This is a genomic window from Colwellia sp. MB3u-4 (assembly GCF_014077065.1).
Lineage (GTDB): Bacteria > Pseudomonadota > Gammaproteobacteria > Enterobacterales > Alteromonadaceae > Cognaticolwellia.
Genome location: NZ_JACGVE010000074.1, coordinates 1 through 22,943, shown reverse-complemented (window position 1 = coordinate 22,943; position 22,943 = coordinate 1). Strand labels below are relative to the sequence as shown.

Annotated in this window: 20 protein-coding genes; 10 read left to right on the top strand and 10 right to left on the bottom strand. The window is 39.3% G+C overall.

Annotated features, from left to right (window positions below; genetic code table 11):
* Positions 1–506: 506 nt before the first annotated feature.
* From H4J61_RS05595 to H4J61_RS05570, 6 genes are all read left to right on the top strand, one after another.
* Positions 507–1,025: a flavodoxin family protein gene (locus tag H4J61_RS05595; protein WP_182184297.1), complete on the top strand. Its 519-nt coding sequence runs from the start codon at positions 507–509 to the stop codon at positions 1,023–1,025.
* A gap of 135 nt (positions 1,026–1,160) precedes the next feature.
* Entirely contained in the window at positions 1,161–1,634 is a 474-nt protein-coding gene (locus H4J61_RS05590; protein WP_182135917.1) for a Dps family protein, read from the top strand.
* A 703-nt stretch (positions 1,635–2,337) separates the two neighbouring features.
* Entirely contained in the window at positions 2,338–2,604 is a 267-nt protein-coding gene (locus H4J61_RS05585; RefSeq protein WP_182135916.1) for a hypothetical protein, read from the top strand.
* 56 nt (positions 2,605–2,660) lie between these two features.
* Positions 2,661–3,116 (top strand): large conductance mechanosensitive channel protein MscL, encoded by a 456-nt coding sequence (mscL, locus tag H4J61_RS05580; RefSeq protein WP_182184296.1) that lies wholly within the window; start codon positions 2,661–2,663, stop codon positions 3,114–3,116.
* Positions 3,117–3,869: 753 nt separating this feature from the next.
* Complete coding sequence (locus tag H4J61_RS05575) at positions 3,870–4,619, top strand: PRC-barrel domain containing protein (RefSeq protein ID WP_182184295.1); 750 nt, start codon at positions 3,870–3,872, stop codon at positions 4,617–4,619.
* 122 nt (positions 4,620–4,741) lie between these two features.
* Positions 4,742–6,112, top strand: a complete 1,371-nt coding sequence (locus H4J61_RS05570) for a lyase family protein (RefSeq protein WP_182184294.1) — start codon at positions 4,742–4,744, stop codon at positions 6,110–6,112.
* A 231-nt stretch (positions 6,113–6,343) separates the two neighbouring features.
* Here the strand turns inward: H4J61_RS05570 and H4J61_RS05565 are convergent, their stop codons facing one another.
* From H4J61_RS05565 to H4J61_RS05540, 6 genes are all read right to left on the bottom strand, one after another.
* Positions 6,344–6,976, bottom strand: coding sequence for a trimeric intracellular cation channel family protein (locus H4J61_RS05565; protein WP_182135912.1), 633 nt, complete (start codon positions 6,974–6,976; stop codon positions 6,344–6,346).
* A gap of 20 nt (positions 6,977–6,996) precedes the next feature.
* Positions 6,997–7,389 carry a rhodanese-like domain-containing protein gene (locus H4J61_RS05560; protein ID WP_182184293.1) on the bottom strand — a complete coding sequence of 131 codons (393 nt, stop codon included), beginning with the start codon at positions 7,387–7,389 and terminating at the stop codon, positions 6,997–6,999.
* 218 nt (positions 7,390–7,607) lie between these two features.
* On the bottom strand, positions 7,608–8,588 hold the full coding sequence (locus H4J61_RS05555) for a cobalamin biosynthesis protein (RefSeq protein ID WP_182184292.1): 981 nt from the start codon (positions 8,586–8,588) through the stop codon (positions 7,608–7,610).
* The gene (gene mtnN / locus H4J61_RS05550) at positions 8,588–9,298 is read right to left on the bottom strand and encodes a 5'-methylthioadenosine/S-adenosylhomocysteine nucleosidase (RefSeq protein WP_182184291.1); all 711 of its coding nucleotides are present in this window, start codon (positions 9,296–9,298) and stop codon (positions 8,588–8,590) included. The genes H4J61_RS05555 and mtnN overlap by 1 nt, the downstream gene beginning before the upstream one ends.
* Positions 9,299–9,558: 260 nt before the next feature.
* Positions 9,559–10,224, bottom strand: coding sequence for a DUF2726 domain-containing protein (locus H4J61_RS05545; protein ID WP_182135908.1), 666 nt, complete (start codon positions 10,222–10,224; stop codon positions 9,559–9,561).
* Between the two features lie 182 nt (positions 10,225–10,406).
* Positions 10,407–11,039 (bottom strand): dUTP diphosphatase, encoded by a 633-nt coding sequence (locus tag H4J61_RS05540; protein WP_182184290.1) that lies wholly within the window; start codon positions 11,037–11,039, stop codon positions 10,407–10,409.
* Positions 11,040–11,204: 165 nt separating this feature from the next.
* Between H4J61_RS05540 and H4J61_RS05535 the strand changes: the two genes are divergently transcribed.
* Positions 11,205–11,534, top strand: coding sequence for a DUF2956 family protein (locus H4J61_RS05535; protein WP_182184385.1), 330 nt, complete (start codon positions 11,205–11,207; stop codon positions 11,532–11,534).
* Positions 11,535–11,597: 63 nt separating this feature from the next.
* Here the strand turns inward: H4J61_RS05535 and H4J61_RS05530 are convergent, their stop codons facing one another.
* The 3 genes from H4J61_RS05530 to H4J61_RS05520 form a co-directional block, all read right to left on the bottom strand.
* Positions 11,598–12,893: a hypothetical protein gene (locus H4J61_RS05530; RefSeq protein WP_182184289.1), complete on the bottom strand. Its 1,296-nt coding sequence runs from the start codon at positions 12,891–12,893 to the stop codon at positions 11,598–11,600.
* A 261-nt stretch (positions 12,894–13,154) separates the two neighbouring features.
* On the bottom strand, positions 13,155–14,030 hold the full coding sequence (locus H4J61_RS05525) for an outer membrane lipoprotein-sorting protein (protein WP_182184288.1): 876 nt from the start codon (positions 14,028–14,030) through the stop codon (positions 13,155–13,157).
* 10 nt (positions 14,031–14,040) lie between these two features.
* Positions 14,041–16,644, bottom strand: a complete 2,604-nt coding sequence (locus H4J61_RS05520; protein ID WP_259363125.1) for an RND family transporter — start codon at positions 16,642–16,644, stop codon at positions 14,041–14,043.
* Between the two features lie 159 nt (positions 16,645–16,803).
* On the opposite strand from H4J61_RS05520, the gene H4J61_RS05515 reads away from it, so the two are divergent.
* The gene (locus H4J61_RS05515) at positions 16,804–17,115 is read left to right on the top strand and encodes a metalloregulator ArsR/SmtB family transcription factor (RefSeq protein WP_220460996.1); all 312 of its coding nucleotides are present in this window, start codon (positions 16,804–16,806) and stop codon (positions 17,113–17,115) included.
* 138 nt (positions 17,116–17,253) lie between these two features.
* Here the strand turns inward: H4J61_RS05515 and H4J61_RS05510 are convergent, their stop codons facing one another.
* Positions 17,254–18,273: a GlxA family transcriptional regulator gene (locus tag H4J61_RS05510; protein ID WP_182184287.1), complete on the bottom strand. Its 1,020-nt coding sequence runs from the start codon at positions 18,271–18,273 to the stop codon at positions 17,254–17,256.
* A 136-nt stretch (positions 18,274–18,409) separates the two neighbouring features.
* Here H4J61_RS05510 and H4J61_RS05505 point away from each other — a divergent pair, with 136 nt between their 5' ends.
* Both H4J61_RS05505 and H4J61_RS05500 read left to right on the top strand, forming a co-directional pair.
* On the top strand, positions 18,410–20,305 hold the full coding sequence (locus H4J61_RS05505; RefSeq protein ID WP_182184286.1) for a beta-ketoacyl synthase: 1,896 nt from the start codon (positions 18,410–18,412) through the stop codon (positions 20,303–20,305).
* A gap of 245 nt (positions 20,306–20,550) precedes the next feature.
* The gene (locus H4J61_RS05500; RefSeq protein WP_182184285.1) at positions 20,551–22,773 is read left to right on the top strand and encodes a diguanylate cyclase; all 2,223 of its coding nucleotides are present in this window, start codon (positions 20,551–20,553) and stop codon (positions 22,771–22,773) included.
* Positions 22,774–22,943 lie beyond the last annotated feature (170 nt).

The following is a 22,943-nucleotide window of genomic DNA, read 5'->3' as shown; positions in this document are numbered from 1 at the left end:
TGATCGCATTGTAATGGTTTTATTGCTTTTTGCGAAGTTGAAAAAACAACTAAACTTAACTCAGGCATCGATAATTAATTGAGCAATATCCAACCCTCTACTGGCTTGAATCAACCAGTAAGATTAGGCGTTTTTTTGATAACTACCGCCAGTAAACAGGTAGTAGATTAATCTTTAGCGCGGACTATTACGGTATTGATTCTGCGCTTGCCAGACCTTTATTTGTAGTGAAAATAAACTCAGTAGCACAATTTTCAACAGCGTTATTATGGGAATAAAAATAAGTGCTAAGCCTTGAAATAACCTGTCGTTATTGATGTCTGCGTTTAATACAAAGGATTGATGCGGTATCTAAAGCAATAAAAACTATGTTATCGTTATTGTCGCTAACATAGTTCTTTAGGTGTTTAATCGACTAATTACCGCGCTAGTTTTTAACTAACCCACAAGGTTGTAAGTTAGCTTTATGAGGGGTTTTTCTGTCAATATTGTCAGCAGGTTTGAGCATGAATAAAACTATTGCGCTAATAGGTAGTTCGAGACGGGATGGCAATACAGGGAAATTAATTGATCTAATTGCGGGTCAATTACGTATTGAGGTTGTAGATTTAGCATTAAAGAATATTTCACCTTTTGATTATAATCATAAAAATTGTGGGGATGATTTTTTACCCCTTATGGATAGGTTATTGAAATATGAAAATATAGTTTTTGCCTCACCGGTATATTGGTTTGCTATGAGCGCTCAAATGAAAATATTCATTGATAGAATGTCTGATTTGTTGTCTGTACAAGCCTTAAAAGATCAAAGGCGTGCATTAAAAAGTAAAGTAGGTTATATCGTGTCGACTTCAAGCAGTGAAGTGATAGACCATTCTTTTATGAATTCTTTTACAGATACATTTGAATATTTAGGTATACACTATGGTGGTTTTGTCCACTTGGACTGTAAAAATGGCTTTGATGTATTAGTGGCTGAAAAGGCTGTTAAACATTTTGTTAATAAGCTAAACCAAACCGTATGAATGGCACAATGTAATTTACTCAAGCGGGCGCTAAACAGTTGGCTAGTGGCCGTTTTTCGCAATTATAGCCAGCTATCTTTCGCCGTTTAGTCGGCGTAGGTATGATTTTCACTATGTTCAACATGAGGAAATAAAATGACAGATATAAATATTGGTATAAATAAAGAAAATAGAACAGAAATTTCAGATGGTTTAAAGCAGCTTTTAGCAGACTCTTACACGCTATATTTACAAACACATAACTTTCATTGGAATGTAACTGGCCTACAATTTCGTGAATTACATTTAATGTTTGAAGAGCATTACACAGAATTGGCCATTGCTGTCGATGATATTGCTGAACGTATTAGAACACTTGATGTGCCAGCACCTGGTACTTATAAAGAGTTTGCAAAACTTAGCTCGGTTAAAGAAGTAGACGGAGTGCCAAGCTCAGCTGAGATGGTTGAATTGCTCACTAAAGGTCACGAACAAGTGATTAAAACTTGCCGTAAAGTCTTAAAAATTGCCCAAAGTGCTGATGATGAATCAACGGCATCGCTAGTTTCTGACCGTATGCGTATACATGAAAAAACAGCTTGGATGCTAAGAGCGACTACAAAAGCATAACCCATAAGACATAAGCCATAATAATAGGTGTCGCACAGTCGACACCTATTCGACGGCTTACCAACCCAATACTCTTCTTTGTTTAGTTAATAATGTCATGTTAGCCCTAGGCTAAAAGCATTAGCATGAGTCATCAAATTAAACACTATTATACCAATCTCATTAATTATCTGATCATTTTTACTGGTTAAAATAACCCACTACTGCGTTATTTATTTAATAATTAGAACAACTAGTGATTAAAATAAATGCCTTATATTTGGCCATTTTTCCTGCGTATAAAGTAGACCAGCTAATTAATGAAATTGCTATTAGTGTATTCATTGTTTAGCTCCGCTCTTAGATTCAAATAGTCAGTGACTCTCTTAAATCCTGATGAATGTTAGGAGCACAATAAATACCTCACTTCACTAACCTCAAATCACTAACCTTATAGCCAACAATTTATCAGCGATTGCCGGTGGGTGTAATTTACGCCTATAAGTGCTTTAAAAGGATAAAAAAAGTCGAGTTTCTCTCATGCTTGGTTTATATTTAAGCCACTATATTTCACTCGTTAATAGCAGTATTTTGCTAGCAAGCATCAGATGAGTATTGTGTGGTGATATCAATAAGGTCACTGCTCATGATTCTTTCGCGTGAACTTAATTGATTTATACTATTAAAGCCTCGCATTTGCGGGTGTTAACCTAAGGAGTTGGTAATGCCGACAAATAAACATAAACGAAAAACAGCTGCTCATGCTAAACCTAAAGCAGCAAAATATGCACTATCATCTCGGTTGATAACGCTACACCCAAAAGCTTTTATTTCCGTAGGTTTGTGCTTTGTTGCATTAGGCTTATATCTTTTGGCTTTTGAAGCTAAAAATAATGCCATGTTTGGTGTCGCTATGTTGTCTCTTATTGCGGGCACAGCAACCACAATTTACGCGAACTTTGCTATGCCGAAGAAAAAGCAGACAAAGTGAATGTTTAACGGTTATCTATTGATATAACCACAGTTAAGCATTACAACTGAGACAATATGAAGAAAATATTTGCGGAATATAAAGCCTTTGCTTTGAAAGGCAATGTGCTAGATATAGCTATTGGTATTGTCGTAGGCGGCGCTTTTGCTACCATTACCAGTAGTTTAGTGGCTAATGTTATTGCGCCAACCATAGGTTTATTTACCAGCGGCGTTGATCTGGCCGATTTGTTCTTGGTGCTAAAAAATGGTGTACAGGGTGGCCCATATCCCACCTTAGTACTTGCCAATAAAGACGGTGCGGTAACGCTCAGTTATGGTTTGTTTATTAATAGTGTCTTCAGTTTTATGATAGTGTCTTGGTTTGCCTTTATCTTAGTTAAGGGCATTAATCGTATAAAGGACGCAGAGTCAAAGCAAGTAGACAAGGCAACTAAAAATTGCCAATTTTGTTATTCAGTTATCAATATTAAAGCGTCTAAGTGCCCACAATGCACCGCAAACTTAGGGTAAATTTACAATTTAAAGCTAGTTAACTATCCCCTCGATTTTTTGCCCTGGTTGAATTACGTGTAAATCGAATACGGTTTCGCGTCAATGCCTAGTGGCTAAACGCCACGCCATATATCAACAATAATCAGGCGAGTCACTGAACAAGGTAAATAAAGCTATTCCCGTTATAGCCTGATTATTCATCACTAATACCACTTTCATTAAATTTGTGATCTTGTTGTGCGCAGAGAAAATGCATCAGGGCAAGACGCTTAATTGAGCAATAGCTGGCTATTGTGATTGAGAGCACCGTAGCCTTGGTGTATTTTAACCAGCACAAGTGGGCAATAACTTAATGAAATTGGTATAACACACTGGCGTGTTAAGTTTAATAAAATGACGCTGCTACTGAACATATTAGTTACTGCCGCTATGACTTTTAACCCATAGCTTTGTCAAATAAAACCAATCCGAAGCTGTTAAATGTTTGTTTTGACCATTGACTTTTAGTTAGTATACTAACTATTTATTTTGGTGTGTTTAAATTTATCTCTAAGTTTTTATAAGTTATTTTGTTTTTATATTCAAATAAATAAAATTTGAACTATAATTATAGTATGTACTCGAAGCGATATAGCAAGCAATTTTGTTATATATAACGTAAGGAACTTGTACGCAAATCATCGTAAATTATTATTGGCGTATGAGAGCGAAAATTCTGACGTTTTGATGAAAATTAATTGTTAAATATAACGAACAAAGATGGAGAAAGTGATGTTAGTCAATTTGGAAGCGCTAAATGGCAGTACTATTCATGCAGTAGATGGTGAAGTTGGGCAGGTAACCGATGTGTATTTTGATGATAGACACTGGACCATAAGATTTATGGTCGTTGATATTCAACCTTGGGTACCCTTAAGTGAAAAAACCTTAATAAGCCCTATATCATTGCTTGAATACGACATTGAAGCGCAGCAACTTAACGTGTCTATAACAAAAGATAAGGTTAAGAACAGTCCACAAATCGATGAACACGAAACAGTTTCCCGTGAGTTTGAAAAGAGCTATTTTGATTATTATTCTTATGGTTACTATTGGGTGGGGCCTGGAGCATGGGGTGAATACGCGTATCCAATGGCTTTGGTTAATCCCAATACATTGTCAAAAGATAGCAGCGAAAGTGAAGATAGTAAAACTAGCAATCATCTTCGTTCAACCAATGAGATTACGCATTACGGTATAGATGCTTTAGATGGCAAAAAAGGCTATATCAAAGACTTCATTTGTGACACCGATAGTTGGTCTCTGCTTTACATTGTGGTTGATACCCGTGATTGGCTACCTGGCGGCAAAAAAGTACTGATCTCTCCAAAGCATTTAGATAAGTTAAATTGGCAAGAAAAATCGGTTACCTGTCATCTTAGTTTTGAGCAGATACAAGCATGTCCAGAATACAACGAAGACAAATTGAATGATGTTGAGTATCTAGCAGAAGTTAAAAATAAACTCATGTTCAATAAGTAGTCAGATTAACTATATTCTCACAGTAATATGCCTATTATTACATAGGCATATAGTCAGTCGACGAAAAATTTTCAAGCTACTATTCTCAAGCTACTATTCTCAAGTAATTAAAGGATAACTAAATGCAAAAAAATGACGACAATAAAACCTCTAAGAGTGGCGAGATAACCGATATATTATATGGCAGTGAAACGGCCAAAGCCCTGACTAATTTTACCATTAGCGAGCTAAAAATGCCGCGGGCCTTTCTTTGGGCACTAGCGACAATAAAAAGCGCCTGTGCACAAGCTAATGAAGAGTTAGGGCTGCTTGATGCCGATAAATCTGCTGCTATTCAAGTGGCTGCCAAAGAAGTGGCTGACGGCTTTCACCTTAATCAGTTTCCCATTGATGTATTTCAAACCGGCTCGGGCACCAGCACTAACATGAACGTGAATGAAGTTATTGCCTCGTTAGTCAAGCGACATAGTCAGCAAAAAATTACTCTTCACCCAAACGATGACGTGAACATGGGGCAAAGCTCTAATGACGTTATCCCGTCATGTATCCACTTAAGTGCAGCAAAGCTTATCTCTGATGAATTGTTACCCTCACTACAACATTTGAGCGATACCTTGGATGTAAAAGCAAGTGAACATCACAACACGATTAAAACCGGCAGAACGCATTTAATGGACGCTATGCCATTGAGTTTCGCTCAGGAAATAAGTGGCTGGAGCAGCCAAATTAGTTATGCACATGACCAGCTTAAAAATAGCTTACCTAGCTTGTGCAAACTGGCTATTGGAGGCACGGCTATCGGTACAGGTGTTAACACACATCCTGAGTTTGCTACGATTGTAACGCGGGTATTAAGCGAAAGAACTGGGTTAACACTGAGCCCAGCGGATAATTATTTTCGAGCCATCAGTGCTCAAGATACAGCAGTGCAGATCAGTGGTCTGCTCAAAACTACAGCGGTTAGTTTGAGTAAAGTCAGTAATGACATTCGTTGGCTGAGCAGTGGGCCGTTAAATGGCTTAAATGAATTACAGCTACCTGAACTACAAAAAGGCAGCAGTATTATGCCTGGCAAAGTTAACCCTGTGATCCCTGAAGCGGTACTCATGGCTTGCACTCAGGTGATTGGTAATGACACCACCATTACCTTGGCAGGACAATCGGGCAATTTTCAACTCAACACCATGTTACCGTTAATTGGCCATACTTTACTGCAAAGCATTCAGCTATTGAGTTCAAGCAGCTCGGCACTTGCTGATAAAGTGATCAAAGACATGCAAGTTAACCATATAATGATCAATGAAAACTTGGTCAGAAACCCGATACTGGCAACTGCACTAACAAATTTGATTGGTTATGACAAAAGCGCTGAAATAGCCAAAAAAGCGCATCAAGAAAAAAGAACCGTATTAGATGTTGCGCTAGAGCTAACCGATATTAGTGAAACCGAGCTTATTGCATTACTTGATCCTAAACGGCTAACAGGCGGATAAAATTGAATATAAGGGTTAGGCGAAACAATTAGGCGACAAGGTTTATTTCCCATAGCCGATTAATAGCATGCTACAGGCTGATTTTTAACTTAGGTCTTAGGATTTAACTTAGGTCTTAGGATTTAACTTAGGTTGATATGGTTTAACTTAGGTCTAGAGGTTAATGCTGAGTGTAAATTTTTTAGGTGAACTAAGCTAGCTGTTAACTTAGTTCACTAGCGATAATTAGCGCTATTTCTTACTGTCTTCTTGCTCAATTATATCAAAAGCCGGTAAGGTCACGCGCCAATAAATTGCCGCTAAACGTAACGACAATGCGCCCATTATTGAGCCAATAATAGCGATATGCTGGGGTAAGTCAACATATAGCAATAAGGTATATAATGTACCCCCTAAGATAGCGGCGGTAGCATAAATTTCTTTTCTTAAAATCATCGGAATTACATTACACAAGACATCGCGTATCATGCCGCCAGCGACGGCTGACATTGTGCCCATCACAATGGCGACAGGAACTGCTGCACCTAGGCTGAGTGCTTTTTCGGTGCCTAATACAGCAAATAAGGCTAAACCAAAGGCGTCTGAAACCAATAAAAGTCGTTTGGGAATGCGTTTTGGGCAACGAATAAAAATAATAGTCAGTAGCGCAGTAGCCAAAATCACATAAAGATAAACCGGATTTTCGACCCAAAATACGGGTGTTTGTAAAATCACATCGCGAATGGTGCCACCGCCAATCGCGGTCACCGCAGACAGCACCACCACACCAAAGGGGTCAAGTTTATAGCGCCCGGCCATTAATGCCCCTGAAAAGGCAAAAACAATAATGCCGAATAGATCAAGCCGATAGAGTAATTCTGACATTTGTTAAAGTACTTATTTGGTTATTTTATTAGAGGTAAATCTGCAGCTTGCCAAGCATTCATATCGCCATCGAGATGGCGAAGATCACTAAAACCGGCAGCACGTAAATCATTTTCAGCACTTAGTGCACGACGGCCTGATTTACAATGCACCACGACAGTTTGATCTTTTAAGGCGATAATTTTATTAAGATTGGCATTAATTTGCTTATGGCTGATATTGATCGCGCCTTCAATATGGCCTTCGGCAAACTCTTCAGCCGTACGCACATCTAATATCACGGTTTTATTCGCAGGCGTTGCCATTAAGGTTAACAATGCTTGCTGTGAAATAGTGGCGGTTTGCTCAGCAAAAGTAAAAAGCGAGAATGCGCTCAATAAAACAGCTAATGTTGTGGTGATAAGTTTCATCATAAATTCCTATAATGTAGTAAAAATATAGCCTCTACTTAAAGTGACGTATTTTAAGCTGACTTGTGTTTTAGGCTTGATAGTTTAGCAAAATTGCGGTGATAGCAAATGCTTTTAATTGCCATTTAATCGCCATTTAACATGGTGAAAAGTTGTTATAGCCATTGGTATTATGTCATCTGAGCTTGAATGACTCGGTATTAGACTTGAAATTGAAACACTTACTTACCCTGACCAGCAACAGAATAAGAAATAATGGCTAATAGCATCAGCAATAAAATAAACAGGTATAATGCGTAATTTATCCGTTTGCTGGCATGAATAATGTCAGTGGCTTGCGGTTGTCTTGCGTGGTCATTAAAACTGGCTTTACGGACTTTATCACCATTATACATAGCGACACCGCTCAATTTTATTTCTAAACTTAAAGCCAGTACATGCAATAATATGGCGTTGTTGGTTTGGAAAAACTTGCCCCGGATTAAACGCCAATACAGCAAGGTGTTTTGGCCAACTGTGCCAAGTAAAAGCAGCAAGGAAAATAAGCGTGACGGTAACCATTGCAGTAGTGTAACGATATAATTTACTGCCGCGCCAAAATGGGAAAAACGCACAAGTTTTATATTCCAAGCATAATGCATTTCAAGTAATAAACGAAAAGTTAATGCCGCCAATGGACCAAACAGCAGATAATAAAAGCCAACGCAAACCAGTAATTGTGAGCTACGTAGCACTTGCATTTCAATACAGGCTTTACTCACGCCTAACGGCGATAGTTGCTGGGTATCACGTAATAAATAGGGCGCTATTTTTTGTTTTGCTTGGTAATGGTTATTGGCAACTAACTCTCGTGCCACCCCTTTGCAGGTTTTAGTTAACCCGAAGCTGCCTAATGCAAAGTAAAGTAATAACGCCTGCCAAAGCCAAGGCACTTCAATAAACATTTCAAATAGCGATAAAATCGTCATTAATGGCACTAAAGTTACTAAAATAGCGATTAAGCCTGAAATTTTTTGTTGGCGTGGAGTACTACTTTGTTGATTCACTTTGTCGGCAAGGCGCTGACAGTAAAAATTGAAAAAAGCTAACGGTTGCTGAGTAACAAACTGACTGATCAATGCTTTTAACGCTATGAGCAATAATAGCGTTATAGCGGCAGAATACAGCTCTGAGCTGGTTAGTATATTACTCAGGTTTGCCATTAGTTTAGTGTTGTACCTTTTAACGCATCTAACATGCTAATGACTAACTTAGAAGAATTAATCGATGCGGTTTCTAGGTAAGCTTCAAACGAGCTTGGCGACTCTTTGCCGGCAATATCAGACATTGAGCGAATCACCACAAAAGGAATATTAAACTGATGGCAGGTATGTGCAATAGCAGCTCCTTCCATTTCCACTGCCGCCATAGTGGGGAAATTAGCTCTAGCTTTGGCAATGTCTTCATCTTTAGTCATAAAGGTATCACCTGTGGTGATTAAGCCAACCAAAGTTTGCACATTATCAAGTGAGCTTATACCCACTTTTGCCGCGGCAACAAGTTCAGGGTGGGGAATATAGGCCGGTGGGTTAGCCGGTAATTGACCTATTTCATAACCGAAAGCGGTCACGTCAACATCGTGGTAACGCAGTTCTGAGCTGATGACAATATCGCCCACTTTAAGTGCATGGTCAAAACCACCAGCAGAGCCGGTATTAACCACGTAATCGGGCTGAAATTTATCAATAAGTATCGCGGTTGCTAAGGCGGCCGCTACTTTGCCAATACCTGATTGCACAATAACCACGTCAGAGCCATTTAACTGCCCTTGATAAAAGGTGTATCCAGCATGCGTGGATGTTTGGCCATTGACTAACTTTGCTTTTAAAATTGCAACTTCTGGCTCCATTGCGCCTATAATGCCTGCTTTCATTAACTTTTATCCTGTAAAAATTTTAGCGAATAGATTTCGCCAAGGTTTATGGGCGGATTATAGCGCGACTTGCGTATAAAATCTTTTAACAATATTTGAAAATAGCATAGCGCTTATCAAGTCTTGCGCCTTCAGCTGATTGCTTCGCTTAACGCTGAAATCAGCGCTTTCAGTGGAGCGGGTATTTATCAACAAAAAAGCAGACAACAATGTCTGCTTTAGCTTTTATTTGGCACCTGATACCCAGGCAATAAATAAACTTAGTGAGGTAATGCTGCTACTTGAGCAGAAGAAACCTGTCTAGCCATAGCGGGCGTATCTTTTGCCAACATTGCTTGCGCGGCTGAAGAGGTGAATACACCGGATGGTTTTGGACGAGCTTTCACTAAAGGCGCAGGAATAATTCGACCTTTGACTTTTGGTGCCTGTGTAGGTGCATTATTACCTAATATCCGGCTATTAATACAGCTGCGAATTTCATCGATAGTGTAATTGGCTTTCACTTTTATACGAATATGTGGAATGGCTGCTGCTTCAAGTGTACCGCTAACAAACCAGTCTTTTTTAATCTTGTAGCCTTTACCTTGGGTGTCAACTAAATCAATGACGCCGAGTAATTTCATGCTATCGCGTTCACAAATAACAAAATCTAAATATTTGCTATTAGCATTATTTGTTGCTGTTTGGCCTGCTCGATTTGATACGCCATTGCGAATGCTAACAATATCGGCAAGTTTAACGCGATTAATAATGCGATACCTTGAGCCCATTGCTTGCTCAACCAGGTTTTGAAAGTTTTTTTCTGCGGGCGTAAACAGGGCAGTTTTACGATCGAAAGGAAAGGGAAAACTATTATCGTTTAAGCGGCTAACAAGCACACCAACAATAACAATTAGGCTGATCATGGCAAATAGAATGAGTTCCATATACATCTCCGGCAGTTCAATTTTTTGACGTTTATCTTAGTTAGCTAGATAAAGCAAAAAATGAGCCAGAGATGGTGTTATCTGCTGAGTAGTGCATTAATAAAATTAACTACAGTTAAAGTGGCAAGCAACTCACTGATTTACAGTGTTTTATTTTAATTTCTTCACTTATGTTACTTGTACTACTTTGGGTACTTAGCTTCTAATGCGACATAAAGTTGTTGCTGGAAATCAACCGCGCTGGCGTCTAGGGTATTAACTAAGTTTGCTAACACTTCGTTATCTTCACCACCAGGCCAAATTTTAATATAGCTACCTTCTTTATAACCGTGATCTTGACGGAAGAAATTCAAGGTGTTTTTACCCACATATTGGCGAAACAGCTCGTTTAAATCCATCGACATTAAGCGCATGCAGTCCGCCAATGCTAAGGCATCAAAGGCTTTATCACTAAGGGCTTTCGATGCCAAGGCTTCTAAAGCAACTTTGAAATCTTGCTCGCCACTGTTTTGGCCTAATTCAGTGGCTAAGGTCTGGCTAATGTCTTCAATTGAGTCGCCAGTCATTAAGCGTAAACTTAAGCCAAAATGAAAAATATCAACCAGTTCTAATTGTACTTGTGCAATGTCAATTTCTTGGTGTTTCCACCACTTCCAACCATGGTGATCTAGCATTTCTGCACATTCAACCCAAATGGCACGATACCATTCATAATTGTTATCTCGCCAGGTTTCGCTAACCCGTGAATTCATCGCATCTTGCATTGATAACATTTGTGTAATTTGGTTTTTTGCGGTGCTAAGTGAATCGCTCATGCTTGTCTCTATATTATAGGTATTAATCAAATTAGTTGCCGATAGTTTACCGCAGCAACCATAAACTAATACGCTTTGTGGTTAAAGTATTGTGTTAATAATGGCATTATACAATCATTAGATAATGATTAAAAATAATTAAGGAGTCTAACTTTGACAGCTCAAGTGACAACAAAAGTGTCCAACGAAGTACAAAATGAAGCCTTACGTGTTGCTAAAGGCACGCAAAAAAAAGCACAAACCAAAGAGCAAACAAAATTGATTGCTCAGGGCATTGAAAAAGGCATCAGTGAATATAAGAAGCAACAAAAAGTTAAGGGCCGCGAGCGCGACAAGCAACGTAAAAAAACAGTCGCAGCGAAAGCGAATGAATCAACAGAGACAATAGCTACCGAAAGCATTAAACCAGAAAGCTCAGCTAACAGCGCTAGAGCACTATCGGCTTTACCTTGGTTACTGTTATTGGTGAGCTGGGCTTACTTTCTTTTGCTGTAAACCAGTGATCAGCAGATGAGTATTTTAGTCATATCATCTGCTTACATTGACGGCTTTGCTAGGTTAATACTGATAACGCACGCGTAACCAAGCATTGCTATTATCTTGATGTTGGCCAAAAAAAGAATACTCATGTCGGCCAAAAAATACATTAGCGCCAGCACTGAATAACCATTGGTCATTATATTGATAATTAACGGCAGGTTTAACATAACCGTCTTTATCGCTAGGCGAATAAAAAGTAAAGAGTGAATAAAGCAGTGTTTGTCGTTGCGCGCGATAGCTTAAACGTAGGGTTAATAAGTGGCGATTTTCAGCCACTAATTGCTCAGGCACTAGGCTATTATCAACTAAAGCTTGATAATGCTTAGTGCGCTCTAGGTAATATTGCAGGCCGGCGGTGAAATTTTTCGCTAGCTCGCGTTCATAACCTATTAACAATCTGTGTTGGCCATTGGCGATCAGATCCTTATCTCCGTGCTGATCTTCAATGCTATTATACGTAGCGTATTCAAAGTTGACGATGCCGCCTTTAAACGGCGCTAAAGCACTAACGCCCCATGAATTTAGCCTTGGAAAATAAGCTTGGTTTTGGCTTTGGCTTGAAGAGGGATTCCCTCCTAGGTTTTCTACTAAGGTTTTACTGCCCACAGGTGTTGGCCAAAAGCCTTGATAACCATAAAGTGAAAACTCAACATCATTAATACGGGTTTTTAAGCGAGCAGACCATTGTGCTTTATGGGTTCTATCGACGGAAAAACCTTGTTCTGGCGCGACTATTTGCTGTGCTTGTGGCGAATAAAATGAGAAACGTTCGCCAGTAATATAGTTATCAGGGGTGAATTCTGGTGTCCATACTAAGCTGAAATTAACTTGGTTAAAAAACCAGTTACTTCTAACACTGTTCGATGGCGCTTTTAAGTATTCATCGGCTCGGCCAGAAAAAAAAGACTGCCAATCTTTAGCAAATAAATCATTGAGAAACAGATAGTCGCCAGTGCCCCAAGTCAGTACTTGCCTACCCGCTTTTATATCAACAAAACTAAACGGGCTAGCGCTAATGCTCAGTTCTCGGGTGTGAAAAATGGTTTTGGCCAATACAGCATCATAGTAGCTGTCAAGTTTACCACTGGCCTCGAAAAGTTCATGGCTATAATCGAGATTGACTCTAGCGTTAATCTCATTCAGTGACGCGCTATTTTCGACCATATTATTTTGTAAAAACTGCCCGTAGCCAGCCTCAACAAAACCGGTTAACTGCCATGGTGACGGAGGTGGCGCTTCGACCCAGGACTCTGCCCATTCATCACTAGAGTCAGTTGTCTGCTGCGCCTTGGTGATATTTTCATTATTAGCCATAGCGGAAGTATTAACTAAAATTAGCAGACAAGGTAGCAGCGTATGGCATAAAAACCTTTTGCTTAATAAAATATTATTAATGGTCATCACCTTTTTTAAATTAATCGTTTTGTCTTTAGCGCCTTATTATTGGCATCTAAGGAGACAATGAATAGCGGCCGTTCATCTTTATGCCGTTAACTTTCCGGGCTAAAACCTGACTAACCATATTACCTGTGCGAATGGCATAGGCATGATGGTGTTAGGTAAATAGTTTAGCGATTATTCTAACCAAGCTTTAGGTGGCGTGCGCATGCTACGCTCACTAAAAATATTGTCAGGTAAGCCCAGGTTATATTTAACGTGTCGAAATTGCATTTCGGTATAGCTATTATTGCTTAGGTTGGTAATGCGTGATTTCATCACGGTGGCGATACCGTCAATGTCTTTGACTTGCAGTACCGTCATTTTGCGTGCTGCTTGATTGCTTTGGTCGAAATAGATAGTCTCAATCGGTAAAAAATTAGCTTTATCAATTTTCACTGTATAGCGACTAAATTCGACACTTTGTCGATCTTTTGCGACTGCGTTAATCAGGTAGTTGTCTTTATCTTCGCTGACTAAGGTAAAGTTGTCTTCTTTAGGATTGCGGCCAGAAACATCTTCATAATAAAAATGTGAACCAACAAAAGACGTGCGTTTATCGCCAGCAGAAATACGTTTTACTAGATCGAGTGCCGGTAAAAATAACCAGCGATTGTCATCAGATTCAAGTTGTTTTTCCACGCGAAATACTGTGTCTTTGACATTGCTTGGCTGGGAAAAAAACACCAACATATTTTGATCACCCAGATCTTTTTCATCTTTGCGTAAAATGGTGAATTGGCGCATTTGGCGGTTACCGTTTTCATCAACAATAATCATCCGTGCTTCAGCGCTGCCATCGTCACCGGCATAATATGAAGCAAGGTTGGCTTGATCGATAATATCGCGCACTGGTTTTGTTGTGACCTTTGTCGTAGCATTTTCATTGGCTAGCGTCTTAGGTTCTGCGGCCTGTAAGGTAAAGTGAGTTGCTAACAATAAGCTAAACGACAAGGCGACTTGGCCACTAACTTTTGCTGCTTTTATTAGATGATTACTTAGGTTAATGCTCATCAGGGTGTCCTTATGATTGTGCTAAATTTTTTGTAGTTGTAGTCTTAGCCTTATTACGCCGAGCTAATAGTGTCAGTATCGCCGGTAGTAATACTAAGGTGACTAAGGCGGATAAAATCATGATGCTGGCTAAGAAAAAGCCCACCGTGATATAGGGCATCAGTGGTGATAACAAGAGTGGCGTAAAACCAATAGCAATAACAATGGCATTGCGGGCGATAGCGCGGCTAGGTTCTTGAAACATAGCTTGTAATGCCAAACTTAGGCTTTGCTTTTCAATTTCAAGTTCGCGCACACGCTGAAGAAAATGAATGGCGAAATCAATAGATAAGCCCAGTGTTAATGCTGAAAGCACCGCGATAGGCATATCATAAGCTTTGCCAAACCAGCCCACTAATCCGTAGATCATGGTGATGGTAAAGGTTAGGGGTAGCATGGCTAATATGCCATATTTTATCGATCTAAAGAGTAGCACCATAATAAAAAATACCACAACAAATGATGACAGCAGGCTATCGATCATGCCGCTAACCATGGCGTCTTGCCAAACAACATTGAGGTATGACTTACCGGCCCATTGATGCTGAACGTCGATAGGCGGTGGATTGGTAACTATGTAGTCGTCTAACCAACTCACCACGCTAGCCATATGCTGATTGTCGCCACTGCTCATTTGCAGCCATAAAAGTGTCCGTTGATAATCTTGGCTAACAAAGTGTGATAGATCTTGTGGGCGATGAGACGATTGAAATTGCAATAAGGTTTGTGCGACACCATTGCTGCTACTAGGAATAGCAAAGTCTTTATCGTCACCTGAGTTTAATTCACGGTTAACGGTACTAATGATATCGGTCAAACTATTAACCTTGCCAACATCGCCTGCATTGACAATAGCGCTTTGTAATGTGGCGAGCCAATTAAGCATCTCAGGGTCGGTAAATATTTTTTGGGCATTGTTCGCTTGCGCGCTGATCTTATAAAGTTGTTCAAGCCAAGGTTGCTCTAGCGCGCTTGCGCTAAAGCGAAAGTCATCAAGCTGTATTAATAAATCTTGCGTGAAAAAACTGACTTTCTCACGGCTATTATGCTTTACCCACTGTTTATAGCTTTCTGCAATAGTGGTTTTTGCTTCGCTCTCATTGGCACCGTCAAGTATTGCCCTAAAGCTATTAAGGGCGGTTTGTGGTGGTGGCTGGTTATTACTAAACACTATCCATGCATCATAGGTTCCGGCAAAGTGTTGATTAAGGACTTTATCAGCGATACGAATTTCATGATCCGCTTTAAACCAATTCACTGGATTGTCGTTAATGATAATGCGGTTCACACCGACTAGGCTGACCGCAAATAAAGCGATAAAAGCGATCAAAATAAGTTTGCCACGTTTAACTGAAAAAGTGCCTAATTTCTCTAGACTGGTGGCTAACTTACCTTTTTGTTCCATCAGTGCAATAGCGCGCTGTAATTTGGCTAAGGTTTCAGGCTTCATGCGGGCGATATAAGCAGGGATATAAGTAATGGTTAAAACAAAGGCTAATAAAATGCCGGTACCGATAAAGGCGCCAAAAACTTTTACCGGTGGAATAGGGGTTAACATCAAGGAATAAAAGCCGACGGCAGAGGTAATTGAGGTAAATAGCATAGGTTTATATAAATGGCCCATCACTTTTTTAATGGTTTTTGACCCGTCATCACCAGCTTTAAAACGATCGGCAAATTCTGATAAAATGTGCACAGAATCAACCACGGCTATCGGCATCAAAAATATTGCGATCATCGAAGACATAATATGAACGGTAAAACCTAAGCCAATCAAGCTGCCCATGATAATTAATACTGTTGCCATAGCCACCACCATAGGGGCAATGATCAAGGCAAAATTGCGAAAGAAAAACCACAGTAATAAAAATATCGCTAAACCCGCTAATGGCGCCGCGACCCCCATCTGAACAAACATTTCGTAGCCAAATTGGTCTTCAGCCACGGGTAAACCTGTGATGTGAATGGCTAAATCATCTTGCTCAATGGTGCTGATATTGGCAGCTAAGTGACGAATTTGTTCAGCAATAATGTAGCTTTGATCTTTGGCGATAATGGGCACATAAATGGCGACCGCTTTGTTGTCGCCAGAGACTAAGGTGTTGTTCAGCATGGGTAAACGTTTCACTGCTTGCTGAATGTCTTGGCTTGCTTTAAGTGTAGTTGGCGCTTGTTTCATCAGGTATTCAAATAAAATACCTTGGTTAACACCTTGCTCATTAGTTAACTGGCGAATATTGTCGACCACATTGAGCGACAGTAGGTCTTGTTTAATTACGCCATCAAGTTGCAAAATTTGGTTAGTTAATTGCTCAACAACGCTTAAGATTTCAGGCGTAAAGACAGTATTTTTACTGACTAAACCAACGACAATCATATCGCGCATCAGAAAGTCAGTTTTTATTTGATTGTGAAATACCCGCGCCGGTGCATCTTGGCTGAGCATATTTTCAGGATCGGTATCAATAGCTATTTGGGGTAGCATAGCCACACTCAATAGTGTGATCAGCAATAGTAAGCTATAGATAACTTTTGGCTTTGCAATGGCAAAGTTTAATACGCGTTGGTAGTTCAAAATGCTTCCTCGTCTACGTTATAACATTCATTATAACGTTAAGGTATATTAGAAAAATGTAATGTACTTTTATATTAGCAGTATCTAATGTAATATCCAACTATAAATAACTTTACGCGATAAAATGATTTTTTTGCGATAATGAATAGCGAGTAATAAATGGCCGAGTTAGCCGCAATTGATATAAAAGAAATGCGTAATAATGCTTCGCAAGCGGCGGACTTATTGAAAGCAATGAGTAATGAACATCGGCTGTTGATTTTATGTCATTTGGGCGAAAAGGAAATGTCGGTGAATGAACTGAATAATTTTGTCGATTTGAGCCAATCAAGCTTATCGCAACATTTAGCTAGATTACGTCAAGATAATTTAGTTAAAACGCGACGCGAATCACAAACCATCTTTTACAGTATCGCCAACCTTTCAGTGGTGAAACTAATTAACTTGTTACATAGTGAATTTTGCGCATAAATTTTAATAAGCTCAGTATTTAAGCTCAGTATTTAAGCCCAGTATTTAAACTCAGTACTAAAAATCTCACGCGAAAGCTTAAGCCCTCAAGCCCTAAAAATCAGGCCCTAAGATAGAACAATAAAAAATGTCCTTATCTTAGCCGTTACTAAATAATTTTCTTCTCACCATCGCCCGGTAAGCTTTTGGCGTTATATTGAGCCTTTGCTTAAACAGGCGAGTAAAGTTTGCTTGGTCTTGATAACCGACTTGAAAAGCCACTTCTTGAATAGATAAATTACTCGCGGCTAATAATTCCTTCGCGCTTTGTATTTTTAATTGTTGCCAATATTGTGTCGCATTAATGCCGGTGGCGTATTTAAATCGGCGAGTAAATGAACGCTGACTGATGCCGAACTGCTGCGCGATGTCATTTAAGCTTAACTCAGTATTTAAGTTGGTTTTTAACCAAAATTGAATTTGGCTGATTAACTCATCAGGGTGGCGATCTACCGCACCTTCTAAATAACGCTGTTCTTCGTAAGGCTTTCTAATTTCATGGGAAAAGTTTCGCTCTACTTGTTGTGCGGCATTTTGGCCGTAAATCTGAAAAATAATATGCACAACAATATCAGCTAAGGCATTGACACTGGCCGCACAATAAGTGCGTTCCGATTGGGTGATAAAAAAATCTGGCTTCAAATCTACTTTTGGATAATCACGTTTAAATTGCTCCACATAGTGCCAATGGGTTGTTGCTGGGTGATAATCTAAAATACCGGCCTCAGCCATTAAGCAAACTCCGGTACCACCGCCAATTAAGGTTGAGCCTTTGCCCCAGATCTCAGTTAACCACTGCAACATTTTTGGTTGTTGAGCAATGGTCGGTCTGGGGTTGCGCCACAAACTAGGAATAAAGGCAAAATCAGGCCGTTGAGCATGATCTATGTCAATATCAGGCAGTAGTTTAATTAAAGCGCGAGTTGATATCGGTTTAATGCTTTCAGCAACCATTTGAATAGACAAACGCGGTGCATGGCGGTTTGCTTGCAAAGCCACCGCTTCTCCCGCACGTAACATTTCAACCGGCAGGCTGACACTGGTTGCTAGCATTTGATCATAAAGCAACAAGGCAATCTTGATGGTATTGTCTTTACGGCGTTTAAATTTTGTCTTCATTAACCTCATCACTCTTTATTCTACTTGTTTGGCTATTTTGACATATTTTATGGCTATAAATGAATGTTATTTATTTTCGCTAACTCTTACACTGATCAACATAAATACTAATATTTGAATTTAAAGAGATTTTTTCATGACTGCGTTACCTATTATAGTCGGCATGGGCGGTATTAATGCCGCAGGTAGAACATCGTTTCATCAGGGCTTTCGCCGCATTGTTATTGATAAATTAAATGCTGAAGCTCGCCAAGAAACTTTTGTTGGTTTAGCAACATTAATGAATTTACTGACCAGTCAAGACGGACACTTGCTTGATGCCGAAGGTAAGGTAGTTGACAAATCTGAGGTTGAAAAACGTTTCGGTGAAGAAATTTTAGCGGGTACATTAATTCGCAAAATTGAAAATGAACATTTTGACCCTGATGCGACGCCATGGCAGCAAAAATTGACGATGGACACTGGCGAAAAGGGTATTAGCTTTGAAACCCGTGCCCGTGATTTACCTAAGCCATTACCGCGCACATGGCAAATTACTGAACTAGCAGATAAACGTGTTCGTGTTGATATTGCCGGTGAAATTGAAGTCAAACATGACTCAACTCGGGATAACCCCATTAAAGCGGCAGGGCAATTTCCAACAGGTTTTAAACCCGCCAGTTTATATAACAGCCGTTACCAGCCACGTGGTTTACAAGCGACTATTTTTGGCGCTGCTGATGCTATTCATTCTACCGGTTATAGTTGGAGTGAAATTGTTGATAAAATTTGCCCAGATGAAATTGGTACCTATTCAGCCTCGGTATTTGGTCAAACTCAAGCTGAAGGCTTGGGTGGCATGATGCAAAATCGCCAAAAAGGTGAGCGTGTTTCAACAAAAAATTTAGCCCTTGGTTTAAACACCATGTCGACTGACTTTATCAACGCTTATGTTACTGGCAGTGTCGGAACAACCTTTACCTCTACCGGCGCATGTGCCACTTTTTTATATAACTTAAAAGCGGCAGTACAAGATATTCAAGCAGGGCGTATTCGCTTGGCCATTGTGGGTAGTAATGACTGTGCTATTACGCCTGAAGTTGTTGAAGGTTTTGGCAACATGAGTGCACTGGCCAATGAAGAAGGTTTGAAAAAAATTGATGGTAATGGCGTTGCCGATCATCGTCGCACTAGCCGCCCGTTTGGTGATAACTGTGGTTTTACCATTGGTGAAGCCGCGCAGTTTATTGTTTTAGTGGATGATGCCTTAGCGCTAGAGCTTGGTATGCATGTTTTGGGTTCAGTAGCGGATGTTTTTACTAACGCCGACGGTATTAAAAAATCGATTACAGCACCAGGACCCGGTAATTATATCACTATGGCAAAGTCAGTTTCCTTGGCTAAGTCGATTATTGGCGCAGAGTCAGTTCAACAACGTAGCTTTATTTTAGCGCATGGCTCTAGTACCCCACAAAACCGTGTTACTGAATCGTTAATTTATGATCGTATTGCCAAAAGTTTTGATATTAATAATTGGCCGATAGCAGCACCTAAAGCCTTTGTTGGTCATACTATTGGCCCAGCCAGTGGCGATCAGGTAGCTATGGCGCTAGGCATATTTGCTCACAATATTATGCCGGGTATTACCACTATTGATAAAGTGGCCGATGATGTTTATAACGAGCGTTTAAATATTGCTACTGAGCATTGGCATTGTCAAGATATGGACGTCGCCTTTATTAACTCGAAAGGTTTTGGTGGCAACAACGCCACAGCGACTTTGTTTTCTCCAACGGTAACCTTGGGGATGATGGAAAAACGCCACGGCGCTGCTGCGATGCAAATTTACCGTGATAAAGCCACTGTGGTAGAACAAGCAAGAGTTAAATATCAAGCGCAAGCCGATAGTGGCGATTTTCAAATTATTTACCGTTTTGGCGATGGTACGTTAATGGATGATGATCTTACTATTACGGATGAAGATATTAGTGTTAGCGGTTTTACTAATAAAATAGTGTTACCCGCAAAGAACCCGTTTGCCGATATGGTTTAATCTTCATAAAAAGCTAGAAACTTTGCCAAAAGCCCTGCAATGATATTGACAGGGCTTTTGTATTTAATGCACTATCAATAATTGTTATATTTATATTGGTATGAAGTGGCTAATATTTTATGGTTGATAAAAAATATTTTGCTTTGAGGAGATGTTTTTAGTAACTTTTAATCACTATCGCAGCTTTCGTCACTATAGAGTTCACATCATAGTAATTTAATCACCATTGGAATGGTACATTATATATGGCTATAGCGCCTATTGAAATTGCTCTAAAGCTTGACAATGACCATGACATTGTTGAACCTAAACCTAGTCAAATCGGCCCGATCTTATTCGCCTTAGTTTTAGGTTTAACTGGCGCTTTACTCAATAGTTACCCAATAGAGCTCGCCTATAGTATTTTTTTAGTGCTTGGTAACCTTGCATTTATTATTGCCGCCGCCTATCTTCGCCCCGCATTGACCCTATTATGTGCTTTGATTTGTGTCGCGCCGTTGTTAATTATTTGGGGTCATCCCTTTGGTTTTTTAACTTTTGGCTGCGAAGCGCTTTTTGTCTCTTATTTGCGTAGTCGTGGTTGGTATTTACCAACAGCAGATTTTTTGTATTGGTTGGTTATTGGTATGCCACTGACCGCATTGTTAATTGAATTCACTACGACTAATGCGCCAGAATATTTAATATTTTCTTTGTTTAAACAAAGTATCAACGGAATTTTTTATACTGCTTTAGCTGTTATCTTGATTTTTGTATTTGGTGATAAACTGAGAGGTTGGATAAAGTCACAACAACCACCGCTAGTGAAAAATCTCAAACAATACTTGCAGTATATTTTATGGGTTATGTCGGCTTTTTTTGTGGTCGGCGTTTGTTTATTTTTAAGTCGAAGTTTAACCAATATTCAAGATCAACAATTTCAAGATAAGCTTGATATTAGCAGTCAGTACGTGGTGCGTATTATTGAAAGTTATGTTGATGATCATAAGAAAGCAATAGCCCAAGTAGCGAATAGCTTATCGGTTATTGAGCCCAATAATTATGATGATGCCTTGACTAAAGTACATGAAATTTATCCTGGTTTTTTGACCATGCTGATTGCCAATCAAGATGGCAATTTAGTGACTTCTTCACCGCGTGCTTTAATGGAAAACCTGCCCCAAAGTGGCTTTAGTGTTGCTGACCGCTCGTATTTTTCCCAAGCCTTTTTTCAGCAATCGCTTTATGTTTCTTCGGTTTTTTTGGGTCGAGGTTTTGGTGCCGACCCTATTATTGCTATTAGTGCGCCAATTTATGCTAACGATAATACTAACAAGAAAAATAAACCTGTTGGTATTGTTGAAGGTTCGCTAAATCTTAATTTATTTAAGCAGGTTAATCGTTATGCTGCCAATGATCGAGAAATTGATCTGGTATTAACGGATGAAAATGACAATGTTATTTATGCTGATGCGGATTTAGCACTGGCGACATTGTCGAAATTTAATTTTTCTTTGGATCAAGCGAATGCCAAACATCAACTACTGACGATTGACACTTATGGTGCCAATAAACAGCGTTATTTGCACCGTCAATCGGTACTTAATAATGGCTGGAAAATATTTATTTTAATTGAGCATAGGCAAATTTTAGCTTTAGTAGAGCAACAATATTTGACTATTTTTATCTCGTTATTCGTTATTTTTATTTTGGTGATTGTCTTAGCAAACCAATTTGCTCGCACTTTGAGTAGACCATTAGCCTTCGCTTTAAAAGAGCTTGCCCGCGGTGGAGGTAAAAGCGGTTACAAAACTATGCCTTATGTCGCGCCTACTGATTTTTTAATCTTATACGAGGAATTACAGCAGTCGAAAGAGCGTTTACTTAAGCAGCAATTTATTTTAGAAGATATAGTAGAAAAACGCACCCAAGCATTAAATGAAGCGAATACGGCCCTAAAAAAATTAGCCAATAAAGATAGTTTAACTGGTTTATATAATCGTCGTTATCTGAACAATAAATTTAGTGAGTTACAAGCGATACTGGCGCGAAATAATGCCACTATGTTAGTGGCTATGCTAGATCTTGATCACTTTAAAAAGCTTAACGATGAATATGGTCATTTAATGGGTGATCGCTGTTTAAAATATGTTGCTGAAGTCATGAGTAATAAGTTTCCTCGCCGCAGTGATATTGTGGCACGCTTTGGCGGTGAAGAATTTATTATTGTTGCGCAACATGATGAGCAAGGCATTATGCTAGAAAAGCTTGAAGAATTACGTCAAGAAATAGCCCAGCATCAATTTGAACATGACACTGGGGAGTTGATAAGTGTCACAATATCTATTGGCGTGGTGACGGCTAATGCGACATATTCTGAAAAAATTACAGATTGGATCACGCTTGCTGATGAACAACTCTATCAAGCAAAAGACAATGGTCGTAATCAATTATCGATAAATCAGTTAGCTCATATTAGTCATAACTAAGCTTAGTTATGACTAATATGAGCATAAATCATGTCAATAACAATAATACCAATCTCACTAATTATCTGATCATTTTTACTGGTTAAAATAACCCACTACTGCGTTATTTATTTAATAATTAGAACAACTAGTTATTAAAATAAATGCCTTATATTTGGCCATTTTTCCTG

Excerpts from the sequence above, each read along its gene's own strand:
- H4J61_RS05595 (WP_182184297.1), top strand. The coding sequence starts at position 507 with ATGAATAAAACTATTGCGCTAATAGGTAGTTCGAGACGGGATGGCAAT.
- H4J61_RS05590 (WP_182135917.1), top strand. The coding sequence starts at position 1,161 with ATGACAGATATAAATATTGGTATAAATAAAGAAAATAGAACAGAAATT.
- H4J61_RS05585 (WP_182135916.1), top strand. The coding sequence starts at position 2,338 with ATGCCGACAAATAAACATAAACGAAAAACAGCTGCTCATGCTAAACCT.
- mscL (WP_182184296.1), top strand. The coding sequence starts at position 2,661 with ATGAAGAAAATATTTGCGGAATATAAAGCCTTTGCTTTGAAAGGCAAT.
- H4J61_RS05575 (WP_182184295.1), top strand. The coding sequence starts at position 3,870 with ATGTTAGTCAATTTGGAAGCGCTAAATGGCAGTACTATTCATGCAGTA.
- H4J61_RS05570 (WP_182184294.1), top strand. The coding sequence starts at position 4,742 with ATGCAAAAAAATGACGACAATAAAACCTCTAAGAGTGGCGAGATAACC.
- H4J61_RS05565 (WP_182135912.1), bottom strand. The coding sequence starts at position 6,976 with ATGTCAGAATTACTCTATCGGCTTGATCTATTCGGCATTATTGTTTTT.
- H4J61_RS05560 (WP_182184293.1), bottom strand. The coding sequence starts at position 7,389 with ATGATGAAACTTATCACCACAACATTAGCTGTTTTATTGAGCGCATTC.
- H4J61_RS05555 (WP_182184292.1), bottom strand. The coding sequence starts at position 8,588 with ATGGCAAACCTGAGTAATATACTAACCAGCTCAGAGCTGTATTCTGCC.
- mtnN (WP_182184291.1), bottom strand. The coding sequence starts at position 9,298 with ATGAAAGCAGGCATTATAGGCGCAATGGAGCCAGAAGTTGCAATTTTA.
- H4J61_RS05545 (WP_182135908.1), bottom strand. The coding sequence starts at position 10,224 with ATGGAACTCATTCTATTTGCCATGATCAGCCTAATTGTTATTGTTGGT.
- H4J61_RS05540 (WP_182184290.1), bottom strand. The coding sequence starts at position 11,039 with ATGAGCGATTCACTTAGCACCGCAAAAAACCAAATTACACAAATGTTA.
- H4J61_RS05530 (WP_182184289.1), bottom strand. The coding sequence starts at position 12,893 with ATGGCTAATAATGAAAATATCACCAAGGCGCAGCAGACAACTGACTCT.
- H4J61_RS05525 (WP_182184288.1), bottom strand. The coding sequence starts at position 14,030 with ATGAGCATTAACCTAAGTAATCATCTAATAAAAGCAGCAAAAGTTAGT.
- H4J61_RS05515 (WP_220460996.1), top strand. The coding sequence starts at position 16,804 with ATGGCCGAGTTAGCCGCAATTGATATAAAAGAAATGCGTAATAATGCT.
- H4J61_RS05510 (WP_182184287.1), bottom strand. The coding sequence starts at position 18,273 with ATGAAGACAAAATTTAAACGCCGTAAAGACAATACCATCAAGATTGCC.
- H4J61_RS05505 (WP_182184286.1), top strand. The coding sequence starts at position 18,410 with ATGACTGCGTTACCTATTATAGTCGGCATGGGCGGTATTAATGCCGCA.
- H4J61_RS05500 (WP_182184285.1), top strand. The coding sequence starts at position 20,551 with ATGGCTATAGCGCCTATTGAAATTGCTCTAAAGCTTGACAATGACCAT.